Here is a 26,078-nt window from a genome sequence, read left to right as displayed (position 1 = left end):
CCGCCGGTTCGGCCGGCACCCTCGGGGTACGGCTCTCGTTGTCCATCCGGTGCGCCCGCACCGCGAGCAGCGAGGGGAAACGATGAGGATCGGCTACTTTCTGTCCAGCGAGGAGTACACCCCGGCGGAGCTGCTGGAGCAGGCGCGCGGCGCCGAGCGGGCCGGCTTCGAGGCACTGTGGATCTCCGACCACTACCACCCGTGGGTGGACGCGCAGGGCCAGAGCCCCTTCGTCTGGTCGACCATCGGCGCGCTCAGCCAGGTCTGCGCGCTGCCGGTGACCACCGCGGTCACCTGCCCCACGGTCCGGATCCACCCGGCGGTCATCGCGCAGGCGGCGGCGACCAGCGCGGTCATGCACAACGGCCGGTTCGTGCTCGGCGTCGGCAGCGGCGAGGCGCTCAACGAGCACATCCTCGGCGACGCCTGGCCGCAGACCGACGTCCGGCTGGAGATGCTGGAGGAGGCGGTCGAGGTGATGCGCGAGCTGTGGCGGGGCGGGTTCGTCAACCACCACGGCCGGCACTACACCGTCGAGCACGCCCGGATCTACACGCTGCCGGACACGCCCCCGTCGATCTACGTCTCCGGCTTCGGCCCCAAGTCGATCCACCTGGCCGCCCGGATCGGCGACGGGTACATCAACACCATGCCCGACGGCGAGATGGTCCGCCGGTTCCGCGAGAACGGCGGCGGCGACAAGCCGTGCCAGGCCGGCTTCAAGGCGGCGTACGCCGACAGCGAGGACGCCGGCGCGCGGATCGCGTACGAGAAGTGGCCGAACGCCGGGGTGCCGGGCGAACTGTCCCAGGTGCTCCCCTCGCCGCGCCACTTCGAGCAGGCCGCCCAGCTGGTCAAGCCGGAGATGGTGAAGGAGTCGTTCGTCTGCGGCAACAGCGCCGACGCGCACCTGGAGATGATCGACAAGTACGCCAAGGCCGGCTTCGACGAGGTCTACGTGGCGAACACCGGGCCGCACTGGCCGGGCCTGTTCGACCTCTACCAGCGGGAGGTGCTACCCCGGCTGCGCTGAACAGCGCGCCGTCCCGGGCGGGTCGCTGCGCCGGGACTCAGCCGACCCCCAGTGCCCGGGCTGGGTGGTCAGCCCGGCGAAGGCCGGCAGGATCGCCGCGTGCAGGGCCGGCGCCCGCCGGAGGTACGCCCGCAGGTTCGCCTCCACGGTCTTGTCGCCCGGTCGGGGCGGCGCCCCCTCCTGCTCCGCCTCGCACGTCAACGCCCGTTCTGGGGGTCGGCTGAACCACCCCGTCGGAAGCCTCCGGTTTCGCCCGATCCCCCCTCGGGTACCTGCGGCCACTGATGAAGCTGACCACGCACTCGACGACGTTGCGCCGCGCGGCGCGAAGCCTCTTCGGCTGGACCGCGCTCCGGCCCAACCAACTGGCCGCGATGCGCGCGGTGATGAAGCGACGCGACGCCCTGGTGGTGCTCCCCACCGGCGCCGGCAAGTCGGCGATCTACCAGATCCCGGCCAGCCTGATCCCCGGACCCACCGTGGTCATCTCCCCGCTGCTGGCGCTCCAGCAGGACCAGATCGCGGCCCTCAACGAGCGGCAACGCCCCGAGCTGCGCGCGGTCCGGGTCAGCTCCGACGAGACCGCGGCCCAGCAGGCCGAGGCGATCGTCGAGATCCGGGAGGGGCGCGCCGAGTTCCTCTTCATCACCCCGGAGGCGCTCAGCAACCCGGACCGGATGGCCGAGGTCCGGTCGCTGAACCCGGCGCTGGTGGCGATCGACGAGGCGCACTGCATCTCGGCCTGGGGGCACGACTTCCGCCCCGACTACCTGGCGCTGGGCCACCTGATCGACGGCCTCGGCCGGCCGCCGGTGGTCGCGCTCACCGCCACCGCCTCCCCGCCGGTACGCGACGACATCATCGCCCGGCTGCGGCTGCGCGACCCGGAGGTGGTGGTCTCCGGACTGGACCGGCCCAACATCTTCCTCGAGGTGGCGTACTGCCCCACCGACGACTACCGCTGGCGGCGCCTGGTCGCGCTGCTCAGCGACGACGAGCGCCCCGGCATCATCTACGTGCCGACCCGGCGGGCGGCCGAGGAGCTGGCCCAGCGGCTCACCGACGCCGGGTATCCGGCGCAGTACTACCACGGCGGGATGCCCACCAACGCCCGCAACGAGCTGCACGAGGCGTTCCTCGCCGACCAGGTGCCGATCATGGTGGCGACGTCCGCGTTCGGCATGGGCATCGACAAGCCGAACATCGCCTGGGTGGTGCACATGGCGCTGCCCGACTCCCCGGACAGCTACTTCCAGGAGATCGGCCGCGCCGGCCGGGACGGGGAGCCGGCCCGGGTGCTGCTGCTCTGGCGCGCCGAGGACGTCGGGCTGCAGCGCTACTTCAGCGGCGGCCTGCCGGACGAGACCGAGCTGCGGGACCTCGCCGCGGTGCTGCGCAAGCAGGCCCGGCCCAAGAAGGAGCTGCGCGAGCTGACCGGCCTCGGCCCGCGCAAGCTCGGCCAGTACCTCTCCCTGCTGGAGCAGGTCGGGGCCGTGGAGCCGCGCGCCCGGCAGCAGCTCGGCGCGCCGCGCTACTCCCCGAGGCCGGCCGCCGCCGCCGCGGCGGCGCTGGCCGAGGCGGAGCGGCAGCAGACGGTCACCCGGTCGCGTACCGACATGATGCGGGCCTTCGCCGAGACCACCGGGTGCCGGGGGCAGGCGCTGCTGGCGTACTTCGGCGAGCGGATGAGCGAGGTCTGCGGGCACTGCGACAACTGCCACGCCGGCACCAGCGTCGCCGACGACGGGGCGAGCGGTCCGTTCCCGGTGCACAGCCAGGTCCGGCACCCGGAGTGGGGCGCCGGCCTGGTGCTCAGCTACGAGGAGGACCGGATGACGGTGCTCTTCGACGAGGTGGGGTACAAGACGTTGTCCGTGCGCGTGGTGTCCGAACAGGGCCTGCTGACGCTGGACTAACCTGACCCGGGCGCCGGCGTGGCGCCCGGCACCACTGACGACGATGACCAGGGCGAGAGGGGCTCACTCGTGATCGAGCAGCCGGCGTACACCGGGTTCGGATTCTCCGACGAGGAGTGGGGGCTGCTGGTCGGCCTGCCGCAGTCGGTGTTGACCGCGGCGAGCGCGGCCGAGTCGGACGGCACCAAGCGCACCATGGCGGAGAACGCCGCCGGGCTGGAGGGCATCGCCGCCGGGCGCGAGTCGGCCAGCCCGCTGGTGGCCGCGGTCGCCGGCGAGATCGTCGCCCGGGTCGGCGACCCGGAGGCCGGCGAGGAGCTGCCGGTCATCGAGCCCGCCGACCCGCAGGCGATGATCGACGACGTGCTGGCCCGGGCCGGCCAGGCGGCGGCCCTGCTGACCGCCCGGGTCGACGAGGGTCAGGCCGGAGCGTACAAGCACTGGCTGGTGGAGATCGCCGAGCAGGTGGTGACCGCGGCGTCCACCGGCGGCCTGCTGGGCCTCGGCGGCGACGTGGTCAGCGACTCGGAGCGCCACTTCCGGGACCGGCTCTCCCAGGTGCTCAACGACTGACACCCGGAGACATCCGCGTCCGACGCCTGGGCAGCTCGGCACGGATCGTCAACTCTCTGGCGTCAATGGTCAACCCCGGGCGGAGATACTGGTCGCGGGCCGCCAGCCGGGAGACCGGCACGGCCCACTGGTATCGGGGGGCCGTGGCGAGGCGCCCGCGACGGTCGGTCGCGGGCGGCCGCCCGGTGCCGAGGGCTCCCGCTCGCACCGGCAGGGCCACCGGACACGCCGACTCCGGCCCCGTCGTTCTTCCCCCCAAGGACCGACGACGGGGCCGGTCAGGCCTCCTCCAGCAGTGCCAGGACGACCCTCTCCACGGCGCCGCGCGGCATCTCCGGCTCGACCGGCGCCACCACCCCGTCGTGGTAGAGGTCCACCACCCGAGGGTCCACGTAGGACGTACGGGCCACGGTCGGGGTGTTGCCGAGCAGCTCCGCGACGGAGCGCATCACCGCCGTGACGGCCCGCTTCCGGGCGGTGACCGAACGCTGCCGGCCGGCCGTGGCCAGCTCCGTCGCCGCCAGCACGGTCGCGTGCCAGGTACGGAAGTCCTTCGCGGTCATCTCCCCGCCGCTGGCGTCGCGGAGGTAGTCGTTCACCTCGTCGCTGCGCACGTCGCGCCAGCTCCGGCCGTCCCAGTAGCCGAAGAGCCGCTCCTCGGCCCGCCGCCGCCGGCGCAGGTTGGTCAGCACCCGGCACAGCTCCGGGTCCTCGATCCGGCGCACCTGGTCGATGCCGCCCTTGGCCGGAAACTCGAAGACCACGCATCCCCGGCGGGACCGGGCGTGCTCGGGGCGCAGGGTGGAGACGCCGAAGGTCGGGTCGTCGCCGGTCGCGTACTGGTCGCTGCCGACCCGGAACATGCCCATGTCGAGCAGCCGGGCGACGGTGGCGAGGACCCGCTCGCGCCGCAGCCCGCGCAGACCCAGGTCGTGGTCGACCCGCTCGCGCAGCCCGGGCAGCCGGCGCGCCACCTCCAGCACGTGGTCGAACTTCGCCTCGTCCCGCTTCTGCCGCCACATCGGGTGGTAGAGGTACTGCTTGCGGCTGGCCGCGTCGACGCCGGTGGCCTGGATGTGCCCGTTCGAATACGGCGAGATCCAGACGTCCTGCCAGGCCGGGGGGATCACCAGCTCCCGGAGGCGGGCCAGCTCCTCGGGGTCGCGCACCGGCTCGCCGGCCGGGTCGAGGAAGAGCCAGCCCTTGCCGCGCCGGCGGCGGCCGTACCCCGGCCTGCCCGGATCACTACGCCGCAACCGCACCGGAGACCCGCACCGCCCGTTCCGCGTCGTCCACCGCGGCCAGCACCTCATCGACGGAGATGGCCGCCAATGTCGGGGGCGTTCCTACCCCGTGCGCCCCGGTCCAATCACGACGGATCCGCGCCCCGCCCGCGGCGTCGAGCACCCGGTGCCGGGGGCGGTCCGGCGGCGGCCCCCAGTGGGTCGGCGGGACCGGTCCGAAGAGCACCACCGAGGCGGTGCCGTACCCGGTGGCCAGGTGGGCGACGCCGGTGTCCCCGCTGACCACCAGCCGGGCGGCGGCCACCAGGGCGGCCAGCTCGGCCAGGCCGGTCCGGCCGGCGAGCACGGCCTCCGGGGCCAGCCCGGCGGCGCCGGCCACCCGGGCGACGAGGTCCCGCTCGTCGGCGGAGCCGGTCAGCACCACCCGGTGGCCCCGGTCGGTCAGCGCCCGGGCGAGCGCGGCGAACCGCTCCGCCGGCCAGCGCTTGGCGTCGATCTTGCCGCCGGGGTGCAGCACGGTGGCGCCGGCCGGGACCGCCGCCGCGGGCGGCGGCAGCAGCGCCAGGTCGGCGGGGTCCGCCGGCAGGCCGTACCAGAGCAGGAGCCGGCACCAGCGGCGGACCTCGTGCTCGTCGTGGTCCCACTCCGGACCGTCGGCGTGCCCGGCCCCGGCGTTGGCGAAGGCGAGCAGCCGGCCCGGCCGGGCGGCGGCGAGCAGCCGGTGCGACTGCGGGCCGCGGCCGTGCAGGTTGACCGCCACCTCGGGCGGCGGGGTCGACCAGGCCGGTGCGCCCAGCCCGTCGGTGGGCAGCACCCGGTCGATCCCGCCGACCAGGTCGGCCAGCGGCGCCAGCCAGGCCGGGGCGGCCAGCACCAGCTCCCGGTCGGGGAACCCGGCCCGCAGCCCGCGCAGCGCCGGGACGGCGGCCGCCAGGTCGCCGACCCCGAGCGCCCGGAGCACCAGGATCACGGGTACGACGACTCCTGCTCGGCGCAGACCACCAGCTCCCGTACCGCGCACCCGGGCGGCTGGGAGAGCGCGAACATGATCGCGGCGGCGGTGTCGGCCGGCTCGTTGAGCGCGGCGTCCGGGCCGGGCCGGTACTGCGCGTCCCGCTCGTCGAAGAACGCCGTGCGCATGCCGCCCGGGATCAGCAGGGTGACCGCGACCGACCCGGCGAGCTCCGCCGCGAGGGCCCGGGTGAAGCCCACCACCCCGAACTTCGCCGCGCAGTACGCGGTCGCGTCGCTGACCGCCTTCACGCCGAGGGTGGAGGCGACGGTGACGATGCTGCCCCGGGAGGCTTCAAGGAACGGCAGCGCGGCGCGGATCACCGCGGCGGTGGCGAGCAGGTCCACCGTCACGATCCGTTCCCAGGTCCCGCCGGGCACGTCGGCCAGCTTGCCCGGGACGTCGATGCCGGCCGCGGTGACCACGGCATCCAGGCCGCCGGAGCGTTCGGCAAGCTCGCGGGTCGCCGCCTCGGCGGCCCGGGTGTCGGCCAGGTCGCACTCGACCCACGGCACCCCGTCCCCGGGCCGCTGCCGGTCCAGCACGAGGGGCCGACCGCCGGCCCGGGCGACCGCGGTGACCACGGCGGCGCCGAGGCCGCTCGCGCCGCCGGTGACCAGGACGGTGGGGCCCGCCCCCGGGGAACTGCCGCTCATCGTGCTCCCTCCGCCGTCGACCGGACGGCCGTCGTGCCGGACCGGGTCACGGTCGGCCCGCCGGGTGTCCCCCGGCCACCGGCGCGGGCCGCGGCGATCATGTCGGTGGTCGACCGCCCGTCCAGGTACGGCACCACCACGGTCTGCCCGCCCCAGCGCCGCAGGATCTCCGCCTCCGGCAGCGTCTCCTCGCCGCCGCCCGTGGCGTAGTCACCGCCCTTGACCCAGATGTCCGGGCGGAGCCAGGACAGGGCCGCGTGCGGGGTGGGCTCGTCGAAGATCAGCACGGCGTCGACGCAGCTCAACGCGGCGAGCAGCCGGCTGCGGTCGCCCTCCGGCACCACCGGGCGGTCGGGCCCCTTGAGGCCGGCGACGCTCTGGTCGGAGTTGAGGCAGACCACCAGGCAGTCACCGAGCTGGCGGGCCGCCTGGAGGGTGGCCACGTGCCCGGCGTGGAGCAGGTCGAAGCAGCCGCCGGTGGCCACCACCGTGCCGCCGGCCGCGCGTACCTCGGCGATCACCGCGCCGGCCGCGGCCGGACCGATCCGGTCACCGCCGCCGTGCGCCACGGCCGGGAAGGCCGGTCCCGCCTCGACGGCCGGCCGGTCGGGCCGGGCCCGGACCGGTGCCGGCAGGGCGGCGGTCACTCCCCCGTCCGCCACGTACGCGGACGCCTCGGCGACCGCCGCCTGCACCGCCTCGGAGACCAGGGCGCCCCGGGCCACGGCGAGGGTCGCCGCGGCCGCGAACCGGTCCCCCGCCCCGCAGGTGTCCCCCTCGGCGCTGGCCGGCGCGGGCACCACCAGCGGGGTGGTGCCGGCGTGGCAGAGCAGCGCCCCCTCGCCGCCGAGGGTCACCGCCACCGCGCCCGCCCGCCACCGGTCGCGCAGGGCCTGCGCGCCCCGGGCCGCGGTCACCAGCCGGGAGGCGCCCGGGGCCGCCTTCGCCAGCTCCCGCGCCTCGGCCTCGTTCGGGGTGGCCAGGCGCACCCCCGGCACCGCCGCCGGCCCGCGCGGGTGCGGGTCCCAGACCACCGGCGCCCGGGTGGCGGCGAGCGCGGCCCGCAGCGCCGGCTGCCCGGCGACCCCCCGGCCGTAGTCGCTGACCAGCACCGCGGACGCCCGGGCGATCAGCTGCAGCACCGCCTCACCCGGTTCGCCCGGGTCGCCGGGCGTCCCGCCCCGGTCGTGCCGCAGCAGCACCCGGCCCCGGACCCGCAACCGGATCTTCTCCGGCGTGGCCCCGGCCAGCGGAAGGGCGTACAGCTGCACGCCCGCGGCGGCCAGCAGCGAGCTGAGCCGGGCCCCTCCCGCGTCGTGGGCAATGGCGGTGACCAGGGCCACCTCCGCACCCTGGGCGGCGGCGAAGACCGCCGCGAGGCCGGCGCCGCCGGGCCGGTCGACGTACGTGGTCTCGTCGAGCACCGGCACCGGGGAGTCCGGACAGAGCCGGTTCACCACCCCCTCGACGTCCCGGTCCAGCAGCGTGTCACCGATCACCACCACGGGTCCCGTCACGCTCGACCTCCTCATCGGGCCTCGACCTCCGGGGCCTCGTCCGCGAGCACCACCTCCACGCCGGTGCGCACCGGCGTGGATCGGGCGGGGCCGGTCGACACGGGCTGCGCCGCCCGGCCGGCGAGCGCCGCCGGCAGCGCCCGGTCGACGTACTCGCAGAGCACGTGGGTGGCGACCAGGTGCAGCTCCTGCACCACCTGGCTCTCCGGGGAGTCGATGGCGAGGGTCTCCGCGCAGGCGTCGGCGAGGGGGTTGGGGGTGGGGCCGGTGAAGGCCCAGCAGCGCAGTCCGGTGTCGCGTCCGGCGTGGGCGGCGGTGAGGAGGTTGGCGCTGGTGCCGCTGGTGGACATGAGCAGGAGGATGTCGTCTGGTCGGCCGTGGGCGCGGACCTGGCGGGCGAAGACCTCGTCGTAGCCGTAGTCGTTGCCGATGGCAGTGAGGGCGCTGGTTTCGGCGTGCAGGGCGATGGCGGAGAGGGGTTCGCGGTCGTCGCGGAGCTTGCCGACGAGTTCGGCGGTGAGGTGTTGGGCCTCGGCGGCGCTGCCGCCGTTGCCGGCGACGAGCAGCCGCCCGCCGGTGGCCAGCCGGTGCGCCAGCTCCCCGCCCCAGCGGGCGAGGAGCTGCTCCGCGCGGCGGAAGGGCAGCAGCGCCGCGGCCAGGTGGGCCAGGTGGGTGTCCAGCACAGTTCCGGCGCCGTCGCCGGTCCGGCCGGGCGCCGCCATCAGGCGACCACCCGGGTCGGCCGACGCACGGCCGCCACCTCGCCGTACACCTCCGTCAGCCGGTCCGCCGTGGTCGACCAGGAGTAGCAGCGGCGGGCCCGTTCCAGCGCCGCCGTGGCGTACCCGAAGCGCCGGATCCGGTCCCCGAGCAGCCGCTGGATCGCCGCGCCGAGCGCCTGCGGGTCGCGGGCCGGAACGAGGTCGCCGGTCCGCCCGTCGACGACCGTGTCGATCAGCCCGCCGACGGCGGTGCCGATCACCGGTACGCCGCACGCCATCGCCTCCAGCGGGGTGAGCCCGAACGGCTCGTACCAGGGCGCGGCGACCAGCACGTCCGCGGACCGGTACCAGCGGCCCATCTCCTCGCGGGGCACCGCGCCGACCAGGCGCACCCGGTCGGCCACCCCGCAGGACTTCGCGAGCGTGCGCAGCCGGCGGGCGTACGGGTCGGTCTCCAGCAGGCCGGCCGGCGGACCGCCCACCACCACGCACTCCGCCCCGGGGACCAGGGCCGTCGCCCGGATCACGTCCTGGAAGCCCTTGCGCTCCACCAGCCGGCCGACGGTGAGGATCCGCGGCCGGTCGCCGTCGCGCTCGGCGGCCGGGCCGAGCGGGGCGAAGGTGCCGAGGTTCACCCCGGACGGGACGATCGTCATCCGGGACCGGGGCACCCCCATCCGGACCAGCTCCCCGACCTCGTCCTGGCACTGGGCGACCACCCGGTCGGCGGACCGGCCCAGCTCCCGTTCGTGGCGGATCCGGCCCGGCGGACTGGTGTCCTGCGGCCCCTGGTGGCGCCGCTTCACCGTGCCGAGCGCGTGGTACGTCTGCACCACCGGCACCCCGGTCCGCCGGCCGGCGGCGAGCGCGGCGAGGCCGCTCATCCAGAAGTGCGCGTGGATCACCTCGGGCTGCCAGTCGCCGGTGCGCCACCGCTCCGCCAGCCAGCCGCCGAACTCGGCCATGTACGGCAGCAGCTCGTCCTTGGCGACGGGCTCGGCCGGACCGGCCGGCACGTGCACCACGTCGAAGCCGTCCGGGGCCCGTACCGTCACGGGCAGGTCCACGGCGTCGCGGCGGGTGTAGACGCGGACGTCGTGGCCGGCGGCCACCAGCGCGGCGGAGAGTTCCGCGACATGCGTGTTCTGGCCGCCCGCGTCCTCGCCGCCGAGGACGGCGAGCGGGCTGGCGTGCTCCGAGATCATCGCAACGCGCATACTTCCTCCTCCAGCAGCCGGTCCCAGTCGGCGAGGAAACGGTCCAGGCCGTAGCGGTTCCGTGCGGCCACCCGCGCCTCGGCGCCCGCCCTGCGGGCCGCCGACGGGTCCTCGACGAACCGTCGGGCCGCCGCCAGCAGGACGTCCACCCGGGTGGAGAGGGCGCCGGCGGACGGCGGCACCGCCTCCACGGCCTCGGTGGTGGCGAGCGCGACGACCGGCATGCCGATCGTCATGGCCTCGATGAGGCTCAGCCCGAGCGAGGTCCACCGGCACAGGTGCAGGTACGCCCGCCGCTTGGCCAGTTCGGTGTGCATGGCGTGCTGCGGGACGTCGTCGTGGCTGGTGACCCGGTCCGCCGGCAGCCCGAGGTGGTCGGCCAGCCCGGCCACCCCCATGCCGTAGACGTCCAGCGGGGCGATCTCGGCGAACCGGGGCAGCAGGTCCGTCCCGGTGACCCGCCAGCGGCGGACCGGTTCGTTGATCACCACCGCGAGCCGGTCCAGCTCCCCGGTCCACTCGACGGCCGGGGCGAGGACACCGTGTTCGACGACCGCGGTGCGGGTGCCGCCGTTGTCCCAGAACAGCTCGTTGAAGTGGGTGACGTGGGTGAGCAGCAGGTCGTCGCGGTCGGCCATCGGGTGGCGGCTGTTCGGCACGTCGCCCTTGGGGGTGTTGTGCTCGACGTAGATCGCCGGCACGTCCCGGCCCACCCGGCGGCCCAGCCACTCGCAGGCGAGGTCGAACTCCTCGGGGCGCTGGAGCAGGACCACGTCCACGTCGGCCCGGCCCAGCTCCTGCGGGGTCACCTCGACGGCGCTGTCGGGCCACGGATAGGTCCGCGCCCGGCCGAGGCCGTACGGGCCCCGGTCGGGGGTGACCGGCACCACGTACCGGTGTTTCCCGTGCACGAAGGACGTGGTCCAGGAGCCGTGCACGTGCCACAGCAGGATGTTCATCGGGCCACCCCGCCGGTGGCGGTCACCGCCGGTTCCCGCGGCGGTCCGGCGACCACCGCCTCCGGCCCGGCCGGCGCGTCGGCGGGTACCCCGAGCAGCCGCAGCGCCGCCAGGACCCGTCCCGGCTCGACGGCGGAGAGGCACGGGTGCCCGGAGACCGGGCAGCGGGTGGCCCGGGTGTCCCGGCAGGGCGCGCCCGCGTCGCCGAGCCGGACCGTGGGCACCCGGTACGGCCCCCACTGTCCGAACGGGACGGTCGGCGCGAAGAGGCTGACCACCGGCACCCCCAGCGCCGCGGCCAGGTGCGCCGGCCCGGTGTTGCCGACGACGAGCGCGCCGGCCCGCGCGATGATCGCGGCCAGCTCGCCGAGTCCGGTCCGGCCACCGAGGTCGATTCCGCCGGCGGCGGCGACCCGGGCGGTCAGCTCGCGCTCGTCCGGTCCGCCGGTGACCACCACCCGGTACCCGGCGGCGTGCAGCACCCGGACGATCCGGGTGGCCAGCTCCGGCGGGCAGGCCCGGGTCTCGACCGACGACCCGGGGTGCAGCACCACGTAGCCGGGCTCGCCGGGGCCGGCCGGCGCGGCCGGCAGCCGGTCGTCCCGCAGCCGCAGCCCCGGTTCGTCGTCGGGGGCCAGGGGGAAGCCGGCGGCGGCGGCGAGGGAGAGGGCGCGTTCGGGTTCGGGTACGCCGACGGGGACGCGGTGGCGGACGTCGAGCAGGGCGCCGGGGTAGTCGTCGCTGATCGCGCTGATCCGGGGTACGCCGGCCATCCGGAGCAGCAGGGCGAGGGGGAGGGGGGACTGGTGGAAGGAGGTGAAGATGACGGCTTCGTCGGCGCCGATCCGGGTGAGGCGGGTGGTGAGGTGGTGCATGTCGTCGGGGTCGACGGGGGCGGGATCGCCGTCGATCCAGGGCAGTGGCCATTCGATGATCTCGTCGATGCCGGGCAGCAGGTCGGCGGCGGCCCGGCCGCGGGGGCCGCAGAGCAGGACGACCCGGTCGGCTCCGGCGGCGACGGCCCGGATGCCGGGGCCGGTGACCAGCACGTCCCCCGCGGCGTCGCTGCGCACCACCAGCACCGTGCCCCGCCGCCCGTGCGACGCGGGCGGGCAAACCAGGCCGATCTGGTCCAGGATCCGCGCCACCGCCGCGGGCAGGTCCTCGACGACCGTGGGCGCGGCGGCGACCTCGGCCGGCCGGGTGGCCGGGGTGGGGACCATGATCCCCGCGGCGCCGGCCGCCGCGGCGGCCTCCATGTCGGCGCCGATGTCGCCGACCATCACGCAACGGGTCGGGCTGGTGCCGAGCGCGCGGGCGGCGGCGCGCACCAGACCCGGAGCGGGCTTGCGGCAGCCGCAGCCGTCCCGCTCGCCGTGCGGGCAGATCTGCCAGGCGTCGAAGGGTCCGAGCAGCTCCTCCACCCGCGCGTTCACCCGGCGCAGCTCGTCGTGGGTGAACAGGCCTCGGGCCAGTCCCGACTGGTTGGTCACCACCGCCAGCCGCAACCCGGCGGTGCGCAGCCGGTCCAGGGCCTCCCGGGCCCCCGGCACGGGTCGGACCTTCTCCGGGTCACCGTTGTAGGGCACGTCCTCGACGAGTGTGCCGTCCCGGTCCAGCAGGACCGCGTCGAAGAGCCCCGGCGGGAACCGGTCAGAACCCGGGTCAACCCGGGCTGACCTGCACTGATCCCGCTCGCGGTCCCGTCGCACGGCGGGCGGGTTCCCGAGCCCCCGAGGAGTAAACATCATCTTCGGCGGAGCCGCCCCGACCGCCACCCGGCGTCCCGGGCGTGCCCGGCCGGTCCGTCGCGCCACTCCCCCGCCCGGTGCGGCGTTACCCGCCGCCGCCGAGAAGCTAACCCGGTGGCCCCGTTAGCGGCGGACCAGACGGGGGTATGGGACTGCCGTGGCGATTGTGGAGAAAGTGATCGACACGCCCCCGCAGCAGGTCTTCGACGTGCTGGCCGACGGGTGGACGTACAGCGACTGGGTGGTGGGCACCGCGCACGTGCGGAACGTGGACGACACCTGGCCCCGGGTGGGCAGCCAGCTGCACCACCGGGCGGGACCGTGGCCGTTCTCGCTGCAGGACTCCTCCACCGTGCTGGTCTGCGAGCCGCCGCGCAAGCTCGTCATCAAGGCCGGGCTCTGGCCGGCCGGCGAGGCGACCGTGGTCTTCACCCTGGACCCGGTGGGCGACGGCGCCACCCGGGTCCGGATCGGCGAGGACTTCGCCGCCGGTCCGCTGCGCTGGGTGCGCAACAAGCTCAACGACCTGGTGCTGCACCTGCGCAACAAGGAGACGTTGAACCGGCTCTCCGACATCTCCACCCGGCAGAAGGCGGACCGATGACCCAACGGGTGGTGATCACCGGGGCGAGCGCCGGGGTGGGTCGGGCGGTCGCGCGGGCGTACGCGGCCCGGGGCGCCCGGCTGGGGCTGATCGCCCGGGGCGAGGCCGGCCTGGCCGCCGCCGAGCGGGACTGCCGCCGGCTCGGCGCCGCCGACGTGCGGACGTACCAGGTGGACGTCGCCGACGCGGGCGCGGTGCAGCGGGCCGCCGACGACGTGGTGCACCACTTCGACGGCCTGGACGTCTGGATCAACGACGCGATGGTGTCGGTCTTCGCCCCGGCCTGGGAGATCACGGCGGCCGAGTTCCGCCGGGTCACCGAGGTGAACTACCTCGGCACGGTGCACGGCACCCTGGCCGCGCTGCGGCACATGCGCGCGCAGGGCCGCGGCGGCATCGTGCAGGTCGGCTCCGCCCTGGCCTACCGGGGCATTCCGCTGCAGTCGGCGTACTGCGCCAGCAAGCACGCGGTGCAGGGGTTCAACGACTCGCTCCGGGCCGAGCTGCTGCACGACTGTCCCGGCGTACGGCTGTCCATGGTGCAGCTGCCGGCGGTCAACACCCCGCAGTTCTCCTGGGTACGCACCCGGTTGCCCCGGCATCCGCAGCCGGTGCCGCCGATCTTCGCGCCGGAGGTGGCCGCCCGGGCGGTGGTCTGGGTCGCGGACCACGGGCCGCGCGAGCTGAACGTGGGCGGGTCGACCTGGCGGGCCCGGCTGGGCAACGTCCTCTTCCCCGGCCAGCTCGACCGGCAGCTGGCCCGCAGTGGGTACGACAGCCAGCAGACCGAGACCCCGATCGACCCGGCGCGGTGGCGGGACAACCTGGACCGGCCCGGCGACGACGAGCAGGACTGGGGCACGGAGGGGGTCTTCACCGACCGGTCCCGCCGGCACTCGGCCGCACTCTGGGTGAGCGCGCACAAGCCGACGGCGTCGGTCCTCGCCCTGGGTGGGCTGGTGATGGCGGTCACCGGGCTGGCCCGCTGGTTACGCTGACCGACCGGCGCGACGACGCTCCGCAGCCTCGGGGCGGGCGTCTGTGCGGACCGGGCCGAGGCACCTGGCTACCCTCTCAGATGAACACTGTCGGCCGACCGAGGATGTCCGTGATGATCGAACCCGTGCAGTTGCCCGTTCCGTGGCGGGACGCACGCCTGACCGTCGTCGTTCCCACCTACAACGAGGCGGGGAACCTCCCAGTGCTGGTCGAGCGGCTCCTCGCCCTGCCGCTGCCAGGGCTGAAGGTGCTGGTCGCGGACGACAACTCCCCGGACGGGACGGGCGAGGTGGCGGACAAGCTGGCCATCGAGCACCCGGACCGCGTGCAGGTGGTGCACCGCGCGGGCAAGGAAGGGCTCGGCCGGGCGTACGTGGACGGGATCGGCCGGGCGTTGGACGGCGGCGCCGAGTACGTGGCGCAGATGGACGCCGACCTGTCGCACCCGCCGGAGGCGCTGCCGGGCATGCTCGGCGCGCTGCTCTCCACCCAGGCCGGCGTGGTGATCGGTTCCCGTTACGTGCCCGGCGGGCAGCTGGACGAGAACTGGCCGCTGTACCGGCGGGCGCTCAGCGGTTGGGCCAACCTGTACGTGCACACGCTGCTGCGGGTGCGGATCCGGGACCTCACCGCCGGCTTCAAGATCTGGCGGGCCGACGCCCTGCGCGGCATCGGGCTGGACCGGGTGCAGTCCAACGGCTACAGCTTCCAGGTCGAGATGCACTACCTCGCCACCAAGCTGGGACACACCATCCTGGAGGTGCCGATCCGCTTCGAGGAGCGCCGCGAGGGCGCCTCGAAGATGACCACCGCCACCAAGATCGAGAGTGCGCTGATGCCGTTCAAGCTGCGCTCCCGGCACCGCAACATCGAGGGCTGAGCACGGCGTCCCGCCCCGCCGCGGCCGTGACGCACGGTCATGGCGGGGCGCGCTGAGCTGCGGTTACCGCCGTGACCGGCGGTCCCGCCCGGCTCAGCGGTAGACGGCCCGGTGCGCCGCGCCGATCACCCCGGCGTACAGCTCGCCGGTGAGCGCGCGGTCGCGGGCCAGCGCCGCCCGGGCCGCGTTCGCGCCGGGCGCGCCGTGCACGCCGCCACCCGGGTGGGCCGACGCGCTGGCCAGGAAGAGCCGGTCCACCGGGGTGTCCGCCCGGCCCAGGCCGGGGATCGGGCGGAGGAAGAGCTGCTGGTACGCGGCCGCGGTGCCCCCGCCGACCGCGCCGCCGACCAGGCTCGGGTCGCCCTGCTCCAGGTCGGTCGGGCCGGCCACGTGCCGCCCCACGATCAGCGACCGGAAGCCGGGCGCGGCCTCCTCCAGCACCTCCTCCATCCGCTCGACGTGTCCGGCGATCTCCTCGGCCCGCCAGTGTCGACGGAACGGCAGGTGGGTGTACGACCAGAGCGACTCGGTGCCCGGCGGGGAGTGGCTCGGGTCGGCCACCGACATCTGCCCGACCAGCAGGAACGGGTCGCGGGGCACCTCGCCCCGGGCCAGCGCGGCGGAGTAGGTGGTCAGCCCGTCGAGGTCGGCGCCGAGGTGCACGGTGCCGGCGGCGGCCACGGCCCGGTTCTTCCACGGCACCGGCGCGGAGAGCGCCCAGTCCACCTTGAGGGTGGAGCCGTCCCACTTGAAGTGGGCCAGGTCCTCCACCAGCCGGGGCGGCAGCGCCGCCGCGCCGACCAGGTCCAGGAAGAGCGCCGGCGCGGGGACATCGGCCAGCACCGCCCGCCGGGCCCGCCAGGTGGCGCCGCCGACGGTGCGGACCCCCATGGCGCGCCCCCGGGCGGTGAGCACCCGGTCGACCCGGGCGCCGTAGTCGATCCGGCCGCCCCGCGCGACCAGCCGGGCCACCAGCGCGTCGGTGATCTTCTGGGACCCGCCGACCGGCACCGGCCAGCCGACCTGCTGGCCGAGCATGGCCAGCAGCCAGCCGTACACCCCGGAGCCGGCCTCCTCGGGCGACAGGTCGGTGTGCAGGGCGCAGCCGGCCAGCAGCGCCGGCCCGCCGTCGCCGTCGAAGAGCTCGTCGCCGAGCTTGCGGACCGGCACCACAAGCCGGCGGGCCAGCCGCAGCGCGCCCGAGACGCGCAGCCGGCGCAGCAGGGTCAGCCCGCCGCGCACCGGCGGGAAGGGCGTGGTGATGGTGTCGAGCATCGGCTCGGCCACCTCGCGCCAGTCGGCGTACGCGTGCCGCCAGCGGTCCCCGTCCCCAGGGGCGAACGCCTCCAGCGAGGCGGCGGTCGTGTCGACGTCCCGGTTGACCACCGCGGCCCGTCCGTCGGGCAGCAGGTGGGCCAGCACGTCGGGGGCGTGCGTCCAGGTCAGCCCGTACCGGTCGAGGTCCAGCCCGCGCAGCACCGGCGAGGCGTACCCGAGCGGATAGAACGAGCTGTAGAGGTCGCTGAGATAGCCGGGGGCGGTCACCTCGGCGGAGCGGACCGCCCCGCCGGGGGCCTGGGTCGCCTCCAGCACCAGGACGTCCCAGCCCGCGTCGGCCAGCAGGTTCGCGGCCACCAGGCCGTTGTGGCCGGCGCCGACGACGACGGCGTCCGCGCTGGCCGTGGCGGTCGTGGTCATCCGATCCGCCTACCCGGCCGCTTACCGGGCGAAACGCGTTTGCCTCGCCGGGGCCGGGGCATCCACCGCCGCATGTACACGGTTGCACAGCTCATAGGCGGAGTGTGGGGGGCGGGTGGCACGGGAGGGGAGCTGGTCGTACACGATCCGACCGACGGCTCGCCGGTGACCACGGTGCCGGTGGCGACGGCGGACGAGGTGGCCAAGGCGGTCGAGGCCGCGCGGGAGACGGCGGCGGAGTGGGCGGCGACCGCCCCGGCGGAGCGGGCGGCGGCGCTGCACCGGGCCGCGGACGCCGTGGAGGCCGCCGCGGAGGAGCTGGCGCAGGCGACGACGGCGGAGATGGGCAAGCCGCTGGACGACGCGCGCGGCGGGGTGGCGGCGGGGGTCGGCACGCTGCGACACTACGCGGAGCTGGCGCCGGTGCGCGGCGGCCGGACGCTGCACGGCGGGCAGTCGTCCATCGACTTCATGGCCCCCGAGCCGCACGGCGTGGTCGCCGCGATCACCCCGTGGAACGACCCGGTGGCGGTCTCCTGCGGGCTGCTCGGCGCGGCCCTGGTCACCGGCAACGTGGTGCTGTACAAGCCGAGCGAACGCACCCCGGCGACCGGCTGGCTGCTGACGAAGGCGCTGGACTCCGCACTGCCCGCCGGAGTGCTGTCGCTGCTGACCGGCGGCCCGGAGGTGGGCGCGGCGCTGGCCGGCCAGCAGGTGGACGTGGTGGCCCACGTCGGCTCCACCGCCACCGGCCGGGAGATCGCCGCCGCCGGGGCCCGTACCGGCGCGAAGGTGCTGCTGGAGAACGGCGGCAGCGACCCGCTCGTGGTGGACAACCACGTCGACCCGGTCTGGGCGGCCGGGCAGGCGGCGCTCGGCTGCTTCGCCAACGCCGGGCAGATCTGCGTGGCGGTGGAACGGATCTACGTGCACCGGGACGTGGCGGAGGACTTCGTGGACGCGCTGGTGCAACGCGCCGAGGCGCTGACCATGGGCCCGGGCCGCGACCCCGGGTCGCAGCTCGGCCCGCTGGTGGACCGGCGGCACCGGGACCACGTGCACGGGCAGGTCACCGCGGCGATCGCGGAGGGGGCGCGGGTGCGTACCGGCGGGACGGTGCCGGACGGGCCGGGAGCGTTCTACCCGGCGACGGTGGTGACCGACTGCCGGCACGAGATGGCCCTGGTCCGCGAGGAGACGTTCGGGCCGGTCGCCCCGGTGATCGTGGTCGACTCGTTCTCGGAAGGGCTGCGCTGCGCCGCCGACTCGCCGTACGGGCTGGCGGCCACGGTGCTCACCGGGTCGATGAGCCACGCCCAGCGGGCCTGGCGGGAGCTGCCGGTCGGCACGGTCAAGGTGAACGCGGTCTTCGGCGGCGCGCCCGGCGGGGCCGCGCAGCCGCGCCGGGGCAGCGGCCAGGGCTTCGGGTACGGCCCGGAGCTGCTCGACGAGTTCAGCACGGTGAAGACCGTGCACATCGAGGCGCCGGGCGGCGGCCACTGGTGACGACGACGCGGGAGCCCGGGACCAGTCGGTCCCGGGCTCCCGTGATGTCGGGGCGGTCAGCGGCGGGCGCGGGCCTCGCGGGTCTGCTTGTCGTTCGCCTTCTGGATCGCCTTGACCAGCTCCGGCTTGGTCATCCGGGACCGGCCCGGCACGTCCAGCTTCTTGGCCACCTCCATCAGGTGCTCCTTCGGCGCATTGGCGTCCACTCCGGCGGCCGTGGGGGCTCGCCGCGCGGGGCCACCCCCGGCGGCCTGCTGGTCGCTGGGGCCCTTGCGTCCCTTGGGCTCCCAGTGGTCGCCGACCTTCTCGAACTCGTGCTTCACCGCGGCGAACGCGGTGCGGTGCGACCGCTCCCCCTCGCCGTACGTCTCCACCGCCGAGTCGTGCGTCTTCTCCCACGTCCGCTGGGCCTTCTCCGGGGAGCGCCGCAGCGTGCTGGGCAGTACCTCGCGCCCGGGCATCTCGTCCTCCTCCGTGTCGCTGGGTTACCCAGTGAAGTTCCCGCACCGCCCAGCGGCAAACCGGCACCCGGTTTGTCGACTTTCCCGGCGGGGTACCGCCCGGGCCACCACGTGCGGGGGTGCGCCCGGGCGGCGGAACACAGGGGGAGCGCCATGGCAGCGACGACGGAGCCGGCGGTCACCGGCCGGCAGCGGGCCCGGATCCCCCGCCGGATGCGCCAGCTGAGCTGGGCCACCTGGCGCGGGGTGCTGGTCCGCAGCGGGCGGAACTTCCTCAAGGACAACTGCGCGGACTGGGCGGCGGCGCTCACCTACTACGGGGTGCTGGCGCTCTTCCCCTCCACCATCGTCGTGGTCGCCCTGGTCGGGCTGGTCTCCGACGGCGAGCGCACCGTGGACACGGTGATCGACCTGGCCCGGGAGATCGGCGCCGGCTCGGTGGTCGGCAACGACGGCTTCGTCAACGTGGTCCGCGGCGTGGTCGAGCAGCAGGGGCAGGCGAAGATGCTGCTCAGCTTCGGCCTGCTCGGCGCGCTCTGGTCGGCCTCGGGCTTCATCGGGGCGTTCACCCGGGCCTCCAACGCCGTCTACGGCGTCGCGGAGGGCCGCCCCTTCTACCGGCTGCGCCCGTTGCAGATCGGCCTGGCCGGGGTGTCGCTGGTCCTGCTGGCGATCGTCGCCACCGGCCTGATCGTCAGCGGACCGGTCACCGACGCGGTGGGCGACCGGCTGCACGCCGGCGGGCTGGCCCGGACGGTGTGGAGCGTCACCAAGTGGCCGGTGCTGGCCCTGGTGGTGATGACCCTGCTCTCGCTGATGTTCTGGATCGCGCCGAACGTGCAGCAGCCCCGGTTCCGCTGGCTCACCCCGGGCGGCGCGCTCGCCCTGCTCGCCTGGGTGGTCGCCTCGTTCGGTTTCGGCCTCTACGTCGCCAACTTCGGCTCGTACGACGTGACCTACGGCAGCCTCGGCGCCGTCATCGCCTTCCTGGTCTGGCTGTACCTGTCCAACTGCGCCCTGCTGCTCGGCGTCCAGGTCAACGCGGAGGTGCAGCGTGGCCGGGTGCTGCAGGCGGGCGGCGGGGATCCGGGCGAGCCGGTCCTGCCGCCCCGGGCGCCCGCCGATTCGTGACCGAATGACCGGCTCCGCGCGCCGGCCCCGGTTTACCGGCGGCCCCCTCGGGCATGTCAGGAGGCATGGAACGTGGCAACAGCAAGCACTCGCCGAGGGTCGACGACAACATGAGCCAGGAGGTCGCCGGGCTCGTCCAGGGGCCGGGGGCCGGTGGCTCGCGCGTCGAGGAGTCCCGCCAGCCGGAGCCGGCGGGCGAGGACCAGCCGGAGCCGAAGACGGTGACGGCCGGCGCGAGCCGCGGCGGCAACCCGCAGGGGATGAGCATGGACGACGTGGAGGGGCGCAGCCGCCTCGGCCGGTTCATCACCATGACGGCGCTGCCGGGCGACCGGGCGACGCTGATCGCCAACGCCCAGGAGAACGCGGCGCCGGCGGACATCATCACCGCGCTGGAGGGGCTTCCCGAGGGCATCCGTTACCAGACGATTTCCGAGGTGTGGGCCGCCCTCGGGCACAAGAACGAGACGACGCGCTGGTGACCGGATCGGCCCACGATCCGGAGACTCACCGGCGGGCAGAGGAGGATTCTTCATGAGCGGCGTTATCGAGCACGTGGACGTCTCCGTCCCGATCCGGACCGCCTACGACCAGTGGACCCAGTTCGAGGAGTTCCCCCACTTCATGGAGGGTGTCCAGGAGGTGCGGCAGCTCTCCGACACGATGACCCACTGGACGGTGGAGATCGCCGGGGTGAAGCGGGAGTTCGACGCCGAGATCACCGAGCAGCTGCCGGACGAGCGGGTCGCCTGGAAATCCACCGGCGGCACCCAGCAGGCCGGCGTGGTGACGTTCCACCGGCTCGACGAGGGCACCACCCGGGTGACCCTGCAGATGGACTTCGAGCCGCACGGCGTGGTCGAGCAGGCCGGCGACAAGCTGGGCGTGGTCGACCGCCGGGCCAAGGGCGACCTCGCGCGGTTCAAGCAGTTCATCGAGCGGCGCGGTCAGGAGACCGGCGCCTGGCGCGGCAAGGTCGACCGGCCGACGCCCTGATCCCCTGACCCCCCGGACAGACAACTCCGATGGCCGCCGGTGATCCGGCGGTCATCGCCGTGCCCGCCGCGGCCGTTTGCGATCACCGCCGCCGGGTACCGCTGGGGAATGACCGACAACGACAGCCACGTGTGGCGCGACGAGGACCGGACCCCGCTGCGCGAACTGGACCGGGCGATCGCCCGGTCCACGCTCGACGGGCAGGCCGACGACGCCACCGGCAACGACGCCGGCGAGGAGGCCGCGTTCGGGCACGGTCCCGAGGCGGTGGACCGCGGCGCCGGCCCGGAGGCCGAGCGCCGGGAGATGACCGACGCGGACCGGGCGTACCGGCCCTCGACGACCGGACGGACCGGCCCCGACAGCATGTGAGGCGGGCGGGCCCGGTCCGCGGGCACCGGCGGCGGCCGGCGGACGGGGCCGCCGGAATCCCCGCGCGTGACTCCGGGCCACGCCGGGCGCACGGCGGCGTCCTGAGCCGTCAGGGCCGCCGGAACAACCCGGTGTGCCGGGGCAGGTCAGGGCCGCCGGGACGCGGCGGCGTGCAGGGCGATCAGGGCCGCCGCCAGCACGACCAGCGCCGGCCCGAGCGCCTGCACCGACGTACGCCCGAGCAGCACCCCGATCCCGGCCGGGACCAGCGCGCCGCCCAGGCCGGCCGCGCCGATCTGCAGGCCGATGACCCGGTCCGCGTGCGCCCCGCCGACCCGCTCGGCGGTGGTGAGGGTCAGCAGCGGGAAGACCGGGGCCGCGGCGAAGCCGACCACCAGCAGCCCGGCCACCGCCACCCAGGCCGGCGCGGGGAGGGCGATCAGTACCGCCCCGGCGGCCATCCCGAGCAGGCTCCCCCGCAGCACCCGCGCGCTGCCCAGCCGCTCGGCGACCACCCCCTGCACCACCCGGCCGACGAAGAGGCTGCCCCAGTAGCCGGAGACGCAGATCCCGGCGACCGCGGCGGGCAGCCCGCGCCCCTCGGTGAGCAGCAGGAACGCCCAGAGCCCGGCGGCCACCTCGATGGCCACGTAGACCGCGAAGGCGACCGCGCCGAGCCAGACCGCCGGCAGCCGCAGCGTCTCCCCGATCCGTACCGGCCGGGCGACGCCCGCGCCACCCGGACCGTCCGACCCCCGCGGCACGTCCCCGGCGTCCGCCGCGTGCGGGCCGGGCGCCGCCGCGCCGGCGTCCGCCGCGTGCGCCCCGGGTGCCACGGCGCGGGCGTCCGCGCCGGGGAGCACCGCCGGGGCGATCGGGTCGGGCGGCACGATGCCGGTGCCGGCCGGGGTCCGCTCCCGCCAGGCGCGCACAGTGAGCGCGAACGCGGCGGCCAGGAGGAGCTGGGCGGTCGCCACGATGCCGTACCCCCAGCGCCAGGCCAGGCCGGCGCTGAGCGCACCGGTCATGATCAGCGGGCCGATCGCGACGCCGAGGCCGAAGAAGGCGTGCATCCAGTTCATGTGCCGGGGTCCGAAGGCTCCGGCGGCGTAGGCGTTGAGCCCCGAGTCGATCGCGCCGGAGCCCAGCCCGAGCAGCAGCGCGCACCCGGCCATCAGGGCCAGCGCGGGGGTCAGCGCGTACCCGGTGAGGGCCAGGCTGGCCAGCAGGGTGCTGCCGGCGAGCAGCCACCCGACGCCGAGCCGGGCCAGGGTGAACCCGGCGAGCACGCTGGAGGTGAGGTAGCCGACGGTCCCCGCGGTGAGCACCACGCCGACCGCCTCGGTCGGTACGCCGAGGTCGGCCCGGATCGACGGCCAACCCACCCCGATCAGGCCGTCGGGCAGGCCGAGGCTGACGAAGGCGAGGTAGGCCAGCAGGAGCAGGGACGCCCGGGGCGGGGCGGGGGTGCGCGACACGGTGGGTCATCCTGCCGCACCCCGACGGATCCGCCGACGCCGACCGGCGACTCCCCCGAAACGACAAAAAGTGACGCCCGGACGGCTGATAAACAGGACAGGTCATCCAGAATCGGCCGAACAGGTGACGGCAATGCCGGGGGGCCGCGTAAGACTTTCGGGATGCAACAGGGTTCCGGCTTCCTCACTTCTCGTCAGCGTCGCCTGGCTTGGTTGGGCTTCCTGCTCGCCGCCGTCCAGGCGCCCATCGCCGCGAAACTCGTCGCCGACGACTCCTGGCTGTTCAGCCTCTGCGTCGCGCTGATGGTGGCCACGGTGATCATCGCGGACGACGCCTCCCGGCGCCGTCCGGCGGGAGCCGCCTCCTCGGACTAGTGCGGTGTCCACTAACGTTCACCGGGTTTGCGGTGGGTGTTGTGGATCCTCGCCCTGAAGGGCGAGCGACTCCCCACCGGGTGGTGGGGCGGGCCTCCGCGGGCCAACTGATCCTCGCGCCGGCCCGGGTGGGCGGCGGGGGTCACGTCGGGACTGGCCGGCACCGGGCAGGTTCCGGCCGGCTCGACGGTGCGTGACCACCTCCGGCAGCACGACCGCTGCCGGGGTGGTGGGTCCGCCGCCCGGGGTGCGGGTGGCGATGCTGGCGGCCGCGACGAGGTCGCGGTGGCCGGAGAATGCGCAGTGCGGGCAGGACAACGTCCGCCCACGGGGTTTCGGCACCCGCCTTCCGCAGGCGGGGCAGGTGGACGAGGTGCCGCGTTCGTCGACCAGCCGGACGGTGATACCGGCCAGGGTGGCCTTGTCGGTGAGGACCTGCAGGAGCCGGCCGATCTGCCACTGCCGCAGCCGAAGGTTGTGCCGCCGCCCGTGCCCTTGGCTGTGGGGATCCGGACCCGGCGCCTGTCGAGGGTGAACGTGCCGTGATACCAGCGCAGCGGCACCAGCCCCCGCCGGCGACGCGGGAACCGGGCCGACAGGTCGCCGGCGCTGCGGCGTTTCGCCGCCGCGAACCACGCATCCGAAAACCGGCGCAACACCGACCGGGCACCCGTAGGAATCCAGCTCCGCGAACGTGCCCGGCCCCGACGCGGCCAACTCCCGGCATAGCTGCTGACAGCCGACCAGTGGCGCGTCGCCACGGCGGTGGCGCCACGTGTTGGCCTCCAGCACACACGCCCACAGGTCACCAGCCGAGCGCAGCAGCCCGAAACACCGCCGCCGCTGGCCGGGCGTCACCCGCAACGCGACGCGTGCGGTGCGGTGCACGACCCGCGGGGCGGCGGGATCCCGACGACGAGGCACGAACCGAAGCCAACACCACCCCTACGACACTTTCCCCAACCCCGACCAACCCGGTCAACGTTTGTGGTCAGAGCACTAGCCGTCCGCGCCGGGGCGCGCCTCGTGCCCCGGCCGCCCCGGGGTGCGGCGGTGCTCCTTCATCTCCGCCTCGTACAGGTGTCGTCGGCCGTCGACCAGCTCGTCGCGGGCCCGGCGGTCCAGCTCCCGGAACAGGGCGTAGTAGCCGTCGTCGAAGTCCTCGACGATCTGGAAGGTCCAGCGTCCGGCGATCACGTTCCGGCCGAGCAGGTCCCGGCCGATCCGGTCGGCGATGTCGTCGTGCCCGGCGGACCGGAACAGCTCGACCGCGTCGTCGAGCATCAGGTCGGCGTGGCCGATGAGCTGGTGCAGCGAGTAGAGGTGGCCGCGGGCCCGCTCGACGGTCTCTAGGGCCTCACTGAGCTTGCCGAGGGCCTCGACCGTGTCGTCGCTCACGCCGGCCGGCCGCCGGTGCCGCTCGTCGGGTTCGTCCGTCTGCTGTCCCATTTCGCTCCTCCGCGAGGTCGCCTGCGCCGGTTCGCGCGGTTTCCCTTCTGCCCGGTCCCGACCGGGTCAATCCCCGCGGAGGAGGCCGGACACCCTCCCCGGCCGACCGACACTCAGCCGGTCGGCCGAGGTCGGCCCGGTCACGGCGTGATTAGCCTCGGTTCCCATGCGTGTGCCGAACAACCGGGTCGCGACCCGCTCCGCCGCCGGGTCCGCGCGGTCCGCCCTCACCGCGCTCACCACCTCCGTCGGCACCGCCGGCCTGGCGGCCGCCGCCGCCCGCCCCGGGCTGCTCGCCCTGGTCGACCAGCACGCCGCCGCCGTCCGGGACAGCCTGGACGGCGACCGCCGACCGCTCACGGTCGCCGCGCTCGCCGGGTACGCCGAGGGCGTCCGCGCCGCCGCGATCGAGGACGGCTGGCAGCCGCCCGCCGAGCCGACCGACTGGTCGGCGCCGGACTGGCTGCACACCCGCCTGCTGGCGGTCTGTGCCCTGGCCCGCGGTCTGGACCCGCGGCACCTGGCCTGATCCGCCGAGAGTGCCCGCGATCGCACCGCGGACACCCTCCCCTGGCACCGGTCGGCTCAGCCGCCCGGACGGCGGAACTGCTGGGTCTCGTCGCCCCGGGCGCCGGACATCGACTCCTGGCCGCGGGACATCACCTGGGTACGCTCCGCGGCGCTCCGGTCGGCCATCTGCCGCTCGTAGTCGCTGCGCCCGGCGCCCTGCGCCTGACGCTGCTCCCGGATCGCGCGGGACTCCTGCGCGGCCCGGTCCAGCCAGCCGTCCCAGCGGCTCTGCATCGGCTTCACCAGACCACCGCCGACGCCGACGATCAGGATGCCGGCCACCGTGGCGAGCACCGCGATCAGCACCGGAGTGGTCACCGTGGTGGCGATGCCCACCTGGTTGAGCGCGGCGATCACGCCGAGCGCCAGGATGAAGATCGCCGTCAGGTCGGCGAGGATCTTGCCGTACGAGAGCCCGCCCAGCGCGCCGGTGATCAGGTCCCGGACCGCGTTGGCGATGGCCGCGGCGATCACCACGATGACGATCGCCACGAAGGCCCGCGGCAGCCAGGCGACCACGCCCCGGATCAGGTCGCTGATCGCGTTCGGTCCCCACACCCCGAAGGCGAACTGCAGGGTGAACAGCAGAACGGCGTAGTAGGCCAGTTTTGCCAGGATGTCACTCGCGTCGTACTTGGTTCTCTCGAGCGCGCGTTTGACGCCGCCCCGTTCGACCCAGCGGTCGAAACCCACCCGTTCCAGTGCCGCGTCCACGATCTTGAGGACGGCTCGTGCGATGAGCCAACCCACCACGAGGATCACGATGAACGCGATGGCCCTCGGGATGAAAAGCAGCACCGACCTCCACATGTCGGCCAGGGCGTCACCGATGTCGGCCTGCCCGGCCGCGAGGGTTTTCGGCATGATGTCCCTCCTGTCGCGTGAACTGCCCCGCCCGCATACCCGGTCGTCACCGGGGCACGCCGCGCCACCGGCCGGCATTTTCCCGACATCCCTCC

General features: G+C 75.0%; 28 protein-coding genes. 13 read left to right on the top strand and 15 right to left on the bottom strand.

From position 1 onward, the window contains the following. Positions 1-82 precede the first annotated feature (82 nt). Positions 83-1,033 carry a TIGR03557 family F420-dependent LLM class oxidoreductase gene (locus ACTWO6_RS12130; RefSeq protein ID WP_446219726.1) on the top strand — a complete coding sequence of 317 codons (951 nt, stop codon included), beginning with the start codon at positions 83-85 and terminating at the stop codon, positions 1,031-1,033. Here ACTWO6_RS12130 and ACTWO6_RS12125 read toward each other — a convergent pair. Next, positions 1,016-1,234 carry a hypothetical protein gene (locus ACTWO6_RS12125; RefSeq protein WP_446219725.1) on the bottom strand — a complete coding sequence of 73 codons (219 nt, stop codon included), beginning with the start codon at positions 1,232-1,234 and terminating at the stop codon, positions 1,016-1,018. The genes ACTWO6_RS12130 and ACTWO6_RS12125 overlap by 18 nt on opposite strands. Positions 1,235-1,317: 83 nt before the next feature. On the opposite strand from ACTWO6_RS12125, the gene ACTWO6_RS12120 reads away from it, so the two are divergent. Then, complete coding sequence (locus tag ACTWO6_RS12120; RefSeq protein WP_446219724.1) at positions 1,318-2,949, top strand: RecQ family ATP-dependent DNA helicase; 1,632 nt, start codon at positions 1,318-1,320, stop codon at positions 2,947-2,949. 69 nt (positions 2,950-3,018) lie between these two features. Beyond that, positions 3,019-3,522 carry a hypothetical protein gene (locus tag ACTWO6_RS12115; protein WP_446219723.1) on the top strand — a complete coding sequence of 168 codons (504 nt, stop codon included), beginning with the start codon at positions 3,019-3,021 and terminating at the stop codon, positions 3,520-3,522. A gap of 278 nt (positions 3,523-3,800) precedes the next feature. On the opposite strand, the gene ACTWO6_RS12110 is transcribed toward ACTWO6_RS12115, so the two are convergent. The 8 genes from ACTWO6_RS12110 to ACTWO6_RS12075 are packed head-to-tail and all read right to left on the bottom strand — an operon-like array spanning position 3,801 to position 12,561. Beyond that, positions 3,801-4,784 carry a DNA topoisomerase IB gene (locus tag ACTWO6_RS12110; RefSeq protein ID WP_446219722.1) on the bottom strand — a complete coding sequence of 328 codons (984 nt, stop codon included), beginning with the start codon at positions 4,782-4,784 and terminating at the stop codon, positions 3,801-3,803. Continuing rightward, a complete protein-coding gene (locus ACTWO6_RS12105) occupies positions 4,768-5,736 on the bottom strand; it encodes a glycosyltransferase family 9 protein (protein WP_446219721.1) in 969 nt (322 codons plus the stop codon). The genes ACTWO6_RS12110 and ACTWO6_RS12105 overlap by 17 nt, the downstream gene beginning before the upstream one ends. After that, positions 5,733-6,434: an SDR family oxidoreductase gene (locus tag ACTWO6_RS12100; RefSeq protein ID WP_446219720.1), complete on the bottom strand. Its 702-nt coding sequence runs from the start codon at positions 6,432-6,434 to the stop codon at positions 5,733-5,735. The genes ACTWO6_RS12105 and ACTWO6_RS12100 overlap by 4 nt, the downstream gene beginning before the upstream one ends. Beyond that, positions 6,431-7,966, bottom strand: coding sequence for a PfkB family carbohydrate kinase (locus tag ACTWO6_RS12095; protein ID WP_446219719.1), 1,536 nt, complete (start codon positions 7,964-7,966; stop codon positions 6,431-6,433). The genes ACTWO6_RS12100 and ACTWO6_RS12095 overlap by 4 nt, the downstream gene beginning before the upstream one ends. Then, complete coding sequence (locus ACTWO6_RS12090; protein ID WP_446219718.1) at positions 7,963-8,673, bottom strand: D-sedoheptulose-7-phosphate isomerase; 711 nt, start codon at positions 8,671-8,673, stop codon at positions 7,963-7,965. The genes ACTWO6_RS12095 and ACTWO6_RS12090 overlap by 4 nt, the downstream gene beginning before the upstream one ends. Next, positions 8,673-9,890, bottom strand: a complete 1,218-nt coding sequence (locus tag ACTWO6_RS12085; protein ID WP_446219717.1) for a glycosyltransferase — start codon at positions 9,888-9,890, stop codon at positions 8,673-8,675. Before ACTWO6_RS12085 ends, ACTWO6_RS12090 begins: the two co-directional genes overlap by 1 nt. Further along, positions 9,875-10,849 (bottom strand): glycosyltransferase, encoded by a 975-nt coding sequence (locus ACTWO6_RS12080; RefSeq protein WP_446219716.1) that lies wholly within the window; start codon positions 10,847-10,849, stop codon positions 9,875-9,877. Before ACTWO6_RS12080 ends, ACTWO6_RS12085 begins: the two co-directional genes overlap by 16 nt. Then, the gene (locus tag ACTWO6_RS12075) at positions 10,846-12,561 is read right to left on the bottom strand and encodes an HAD-IIIA family hydrolase (protein WP_446219715.1); all 1,716 of its coding nucleotides are present in this window, start codon (positions 12,559-12,561) and stop codon (positions 10,846-10,848) included. The genes ACTWO6_RS12080 and ACTWO6_RS12075 overlap by 4 nt, the downstream gene beginning before the upstream one ends. A 205-nt stretch (positions 12,562-12,766) precedes the next feature. Between ACTWO6_RS12075 and ACTWO6_RS12070 the strand changes: the two genes are divergently transcribed. The 3 genes from ACTWO6_RS12070 (at position 12,767) to ACTWO6_RS12060 (ending at position 15,083) form a co-directional block, all read left to right on the top strand. Next, positions 12,767-13,204, top strand: a complete 438-nt coding sequence (locus tag ACTWO6_RS12070) for an SRPBCC family protein (protein ID WP_446219714.1) — start codon at positions 12,767-12,769, stop codon at positions 13,202-13,204. Next, a complete protein-coding gene (locus ACTWO6_RS12065; RefSeq protein WP_446219713.1) occupies positions 13,201-14,202 on the top strand; it encodes an SDR family oxidoreductase in 1,002 nt (333 codons plus the stop codon). Before ACTWO6_RS12070 ends, ACTWO6_RS12065 begins: the two co-directional genes overlap by 4 nt. Positions 14,203-14,315: 113 nt before the next feature. Then, positions 14,316-15,083, top strand: a complete 768-nt coding sequence (locus tag ACTWO6_RS12060) for a polyprenol monophosphomannose synthase (protein WP_446219712.1) — start codon at positions 14,316-14,318, stop codon at positions 15,081-15,083. 93 nt (positions 15,084-15,176) lie between these two features. On the opposite strand, the gene ACTWO6_RS12055 is transcribed toward ACTWO6_RS12060, so the two are convergent. Continuing rightward, positions 15,177-16,781, bottom strand: coding sequence for a phytoene desaturase family protein (locus ACTWO6_RS12055; RefSeq protein WP_446219711.1), 1,605 nt, complete (start codon positions 16,779-16,781; stop codon positions 15,177-15,179). A 72-nt stretch (positions 16,782-16,853) separates the two neighbouring features. On the opposite strand from ACTWO6_RS12055, the gene ACTWO6_RS12050 reads away from it, so the two are divergent. Continuing rightward, the gene (locus tag ACTWO6_RS12050) at positions 16,854-18,287 is read left to right on the top strand and encodes an aldehyde dehydrogenase family protein (protein ID WP_446219710.1); all 1,434 of its coding nucleotides are present in this window, start codon (positions 16,854-16,856) and stop codon (positions 18,285-18,287) included. A gap of 56 nt (positions 18,288-18,343) precedes the next feature. Here the strand turns inward: ACTWO6_RS12050 and ACTWO6_RS12045 are convergent, their stop codons facing one another. After that, on the bottom strand, positions 18,344-18,748 hold the full coding sequence (locus ACTWO6_RS12045) for a ChaB family protein (protein ID WP_446219709.1): 405 nt from the start codon (positions 18,746-18,748) through the stop codon (positions 18,344-18,346). A 153-nt stretch (positions 18,749-18,901) separates the two neighbouring features. On the opposite strand from ACTWO6_RS12045, the gene ACTWO6_RS12040 reads away from it, so the two are divergent. The 4 genes from ACTWO6_RS12040 (at position 18,902) to ACTWO6_RS12025 (ending at position 21,247) form a co-directional block, all read left to right on the top strand. Beyond that, positions 18,902-19,879 (top strand): YihY/virulence factor BrkB family protein, encoded by a 978-nt coding sequence (locus tag ACTWO6_RS12040; protein WP_446219708.1) that lies wholly within the window; start codon positions 18,902-18,904, stop codon positions 19,877-19,879. Positions 19,880-19,944: 65 nt separating this feature from the next. Next, the gene (locus ACTWO6_RS12035; protein WP_446219707.1) at positions 19,945-20,361 is read left to right on the top strand and encodes a DUF2795 domain-containing protein; all 417 of its coding nucleotides are present in this window, start codon (positions 19,945-19,947) and stop codon (positions 20,359-20,361) included. Between the two features lie 52 nt (positions 20,362-20,413). After that, positions 20,414-20,875 carry an SRPBCC family protein gene (locus ACTWO6_RS12030; protein WP_446219706.1) on the top strand — a complete coding sequence of 154 codons (462 nt, stop codon included), beginning with the start codon at positions 20,414-20,416 and terminating at the stop codon, positions 20,873-20,875. A 108-nt stretch (positions 20,876-20,983) separates the two neighbouring features. After that, complete coding sequence (locus ACTWO6_RS12025; RefSeq protein WP_109800852.1) at positions 20,984-21,247, top strand: hypothetical protein; 264 nt, start codon at positions 20,984-20,986, stop codon at positions 21,245-21,247. 146 nt (positions 21,248-21,393) lie between these two features. Here ACTWO6_RS12025 and ACTWO6_RS12020 read toward each other — a convergent pair whose 3' ends face one another. Then, entirely contained in the window at positions 21,394-22,725 is a 1,332-nt protein-coding gene (locus ACTWO6_RS12020) for an MFS transporter (RefSeq protein ID WP_446219705.1), read from the bottom strand. 213 nt (positions 22,726-22,938) lie between these two features. Between ACTWO6_RS12020 and ACTWO6_RS12015 the strand changes: the two genes are divergently transcribed. Further along, the gene (locus ACTWO6_RS12015; RefSeq protein WP_446219704.1) at positions 22,939-23,100 is read left to right on the top strand and encodes a hypothetical protein; all 162 of its coding nucleotides are present in this window, start codon (positions 22,939-22,941) and stop codon (positions 23,098-23,100) included. 18 nt (positions 23,101-23,118) lie between these two features. On the opposite strand, the gene ACTWO6_RS12010 is transcribed toward ACTWO6_RS12015, so the two are convergent. Together ACTWO6_RS12010 and ACTWO6_RS12005 are read right to left on the bottom strand one after the other, a co-directional pair. Beyond that, complete coding sequence (locus ACTWO6_RS12010) at positions 23,119-23,736, bottom strand: transposase (protein WP_446220637.1); 618 nt, start codon at positions 23,734-23,736, stop codon at positions 23,119-23,121. 363 nt (positions 23,737-24,099) lie between these two features. Next, positions 24,100-24,549 carry a hypothetical protein gene (locus ACTWO6_RS12005; protein ID WP_446219703.1) on the bottom strand — a complete coding sequence of 150 codons (450 nt, stop codon included), beginning with the start codon at positions 24,547-24,549 and terminating at the stop codon, positions 24,100-24,102. A gap of 166 nt (positions 24,550-24,715) precedes the next feature. Here ACTWO6_RS12005 and ACTWO6_RS12000 point away from each other — a divergent pair, with 166 nt between their 5' ends. Next, positions 24,716-25,078: a DUF6401 family natural product biosynthesis protein gene (locus tag ACTWO6_RS12000; protein WP_446219702.1), complete on the top strand. Its 363-nt coding sequence runs from the start codon at positions 24,716-24,718 to the stop codon at positions 25,076-25,078. Positions 25,079-25,134: 56 nt separating this feature from the next. Here ACTWO6_RS12000 and ACTWO6_RS11995 read toward each other — a convergent pair whose 3' ends face one another. Next, positions 25,135-25,983 (bottom strand): membrane protein, encoded by an 849-nt coding sequence (locus ACTWO6_RS11995; protein ID WP_446219701.1) that lies wholly within the window; start codon positions 25,981-25,983, stop codon positions 25,135-25,137. Positions 25,984-26,078: the final 95 nt, after the last annotated feature.

This window comes from Micromonospora sp. IBHARD004, from assembly GCF_052814115.1.
This window is presented reverse-complemented; position numbering and strand designations above follow the sequence as displayed.

Bases quoted from the DNA above. Each gene is read 5' to 3' on its own strand.
- ACTWO6_RS12130 (WP_446219726.1), top strand. From the start codon at position 83: ATGAGGATCGGCTACTTTCTGTCCAGCGAGGAGTACACCCCGGCGGAG.
- ACTWO6_RS12120 (WP_446219724.1), top strand. From the start codon at position 1,318: ATGAAGCTGACCACGCACTCGACGACGTTGCGCCGCGCGGCGCGAAGC.
- ACTWO6_RS12100 (WP_446219720.1), bottom strand. From the start codon at position 6,434: ATGAGCGGCAGTTCCCCGGGGGCGGGCCCCACCGTCCTGGTCACCGGC.
- ACTWO6_RS12095 (WP_446219719.1), bottom strand. From the start codon at position 7,966: ATGAGGAGGTCGAGCGTGACGGGACCCGTGGTGGTGATCGGTGACACG.
- ACTWO6_RS12090 (WP_446219718.1), bottom strand. From the start codon at position 8,673: ATGGCGGCGCCCGGCCGGACCGGCGACGGCGCCGGAACTGTGCTGGAC.
- ACTWO6_RS12085 (WP_446219717.1), bottom strand. From the start codon at position 9,890: ATGCGCGTTGCGATGATCTCGGAGCACGCCAGCCCGCTCGCCGTCCTC.
- ACTWO6_RS12080 (WP_446219716.1), bottom strand. From the start codon at position 10,849: ATGAACATCCTGCTGTGGCACGTGCACGGCTCCTGGACCACGTCCTTC.
- ACTWO6_RS12065 (WP_446219713.1), top strand. From the start codon at position 13,201: ATGACCCAACGGGTGGTGATCACCGGGGCGAGCGCCGGGGTGGGTCGG.
- ACTWO6_RS12060 (WP_446219712.1), top strand. From the start codon at position 14,316: ATGATCGAACCCGTGCAGTTGCCCGTTCCGTGGCGGGACGCACGCCTG.
- ACTWO6_RS12055 (WP_446219711.1), bottom strand. From the start codon at position 16,781: ATGACCACGACCGCCACGGCCAGCGCGGACGCCGTCGTCGTCGGCGCC.
- ACTWO6_RS12050 (WP_446219710.1), top strand. From the start codon at position 16,854: ATGTACACGGTTGCACAGCTCATAGGCGGAGTGTGGGGGGCGGGTGGC.
- ACTWO6_RS12045 (WP_446219709.1), bottom strand. From the start codon at position 18,748: ATGCCCGGGCGCGAGGTACTGCCCAGCACGCTGCGGCGCTCCCCGGAG.
- ACTWO6_RS12040 (WP_446219708.1), top strand. From the start codon at position 18,902: ATGGCAGCGACGACGGAGCCGGCGGTCACCGGCCGGCAGCGGGCCCGG.
- ACTWO6_RS12035 (WP_446219707.1), top strand. From the start codon at position 19,945: ATGGAACGTGGCAACAGCAAGCACTCGCCGAGGGTCGACGACAACATG.
- ACTWO6_RS12030 (WP_446219706.1), top strand. From the start codon at position 20,414: ATGAGCGGCGTTATCGAGCACGTGGACGTCTCCGTCCCGATCCGGACC.
- ACTWO6_RS12025 (WP_109800852.1), top strand. From the start codon at position 20,984: ATGACCGACAACGACAGCCACGTGTGGCGCGACGAGGACCGGACCCCG.
- ACTWO6_RS12005 (WP_446219703.1), bottom strand. From the start codon at position 24,549: ATGGGACAGCAGACGGACGAACCCGACGAGCGGCACCGGCGGCCGGCC.
- ACTWO6_RS12000 (WP_446219702.1), top strand. From the start codon at position 24,716: ATGCGTGTGCCGAACAACCGGGTCGCGACCCGCTCCGCCGCCGGGTCC.
- ACTWO6_RS11995 (WP_446219701.1), bottom strand. From the start codon at position 25,983: ATGCCGAAAACCCTCGCGGCCGGGCAGGCCGACATCGGTGACGCCCTG.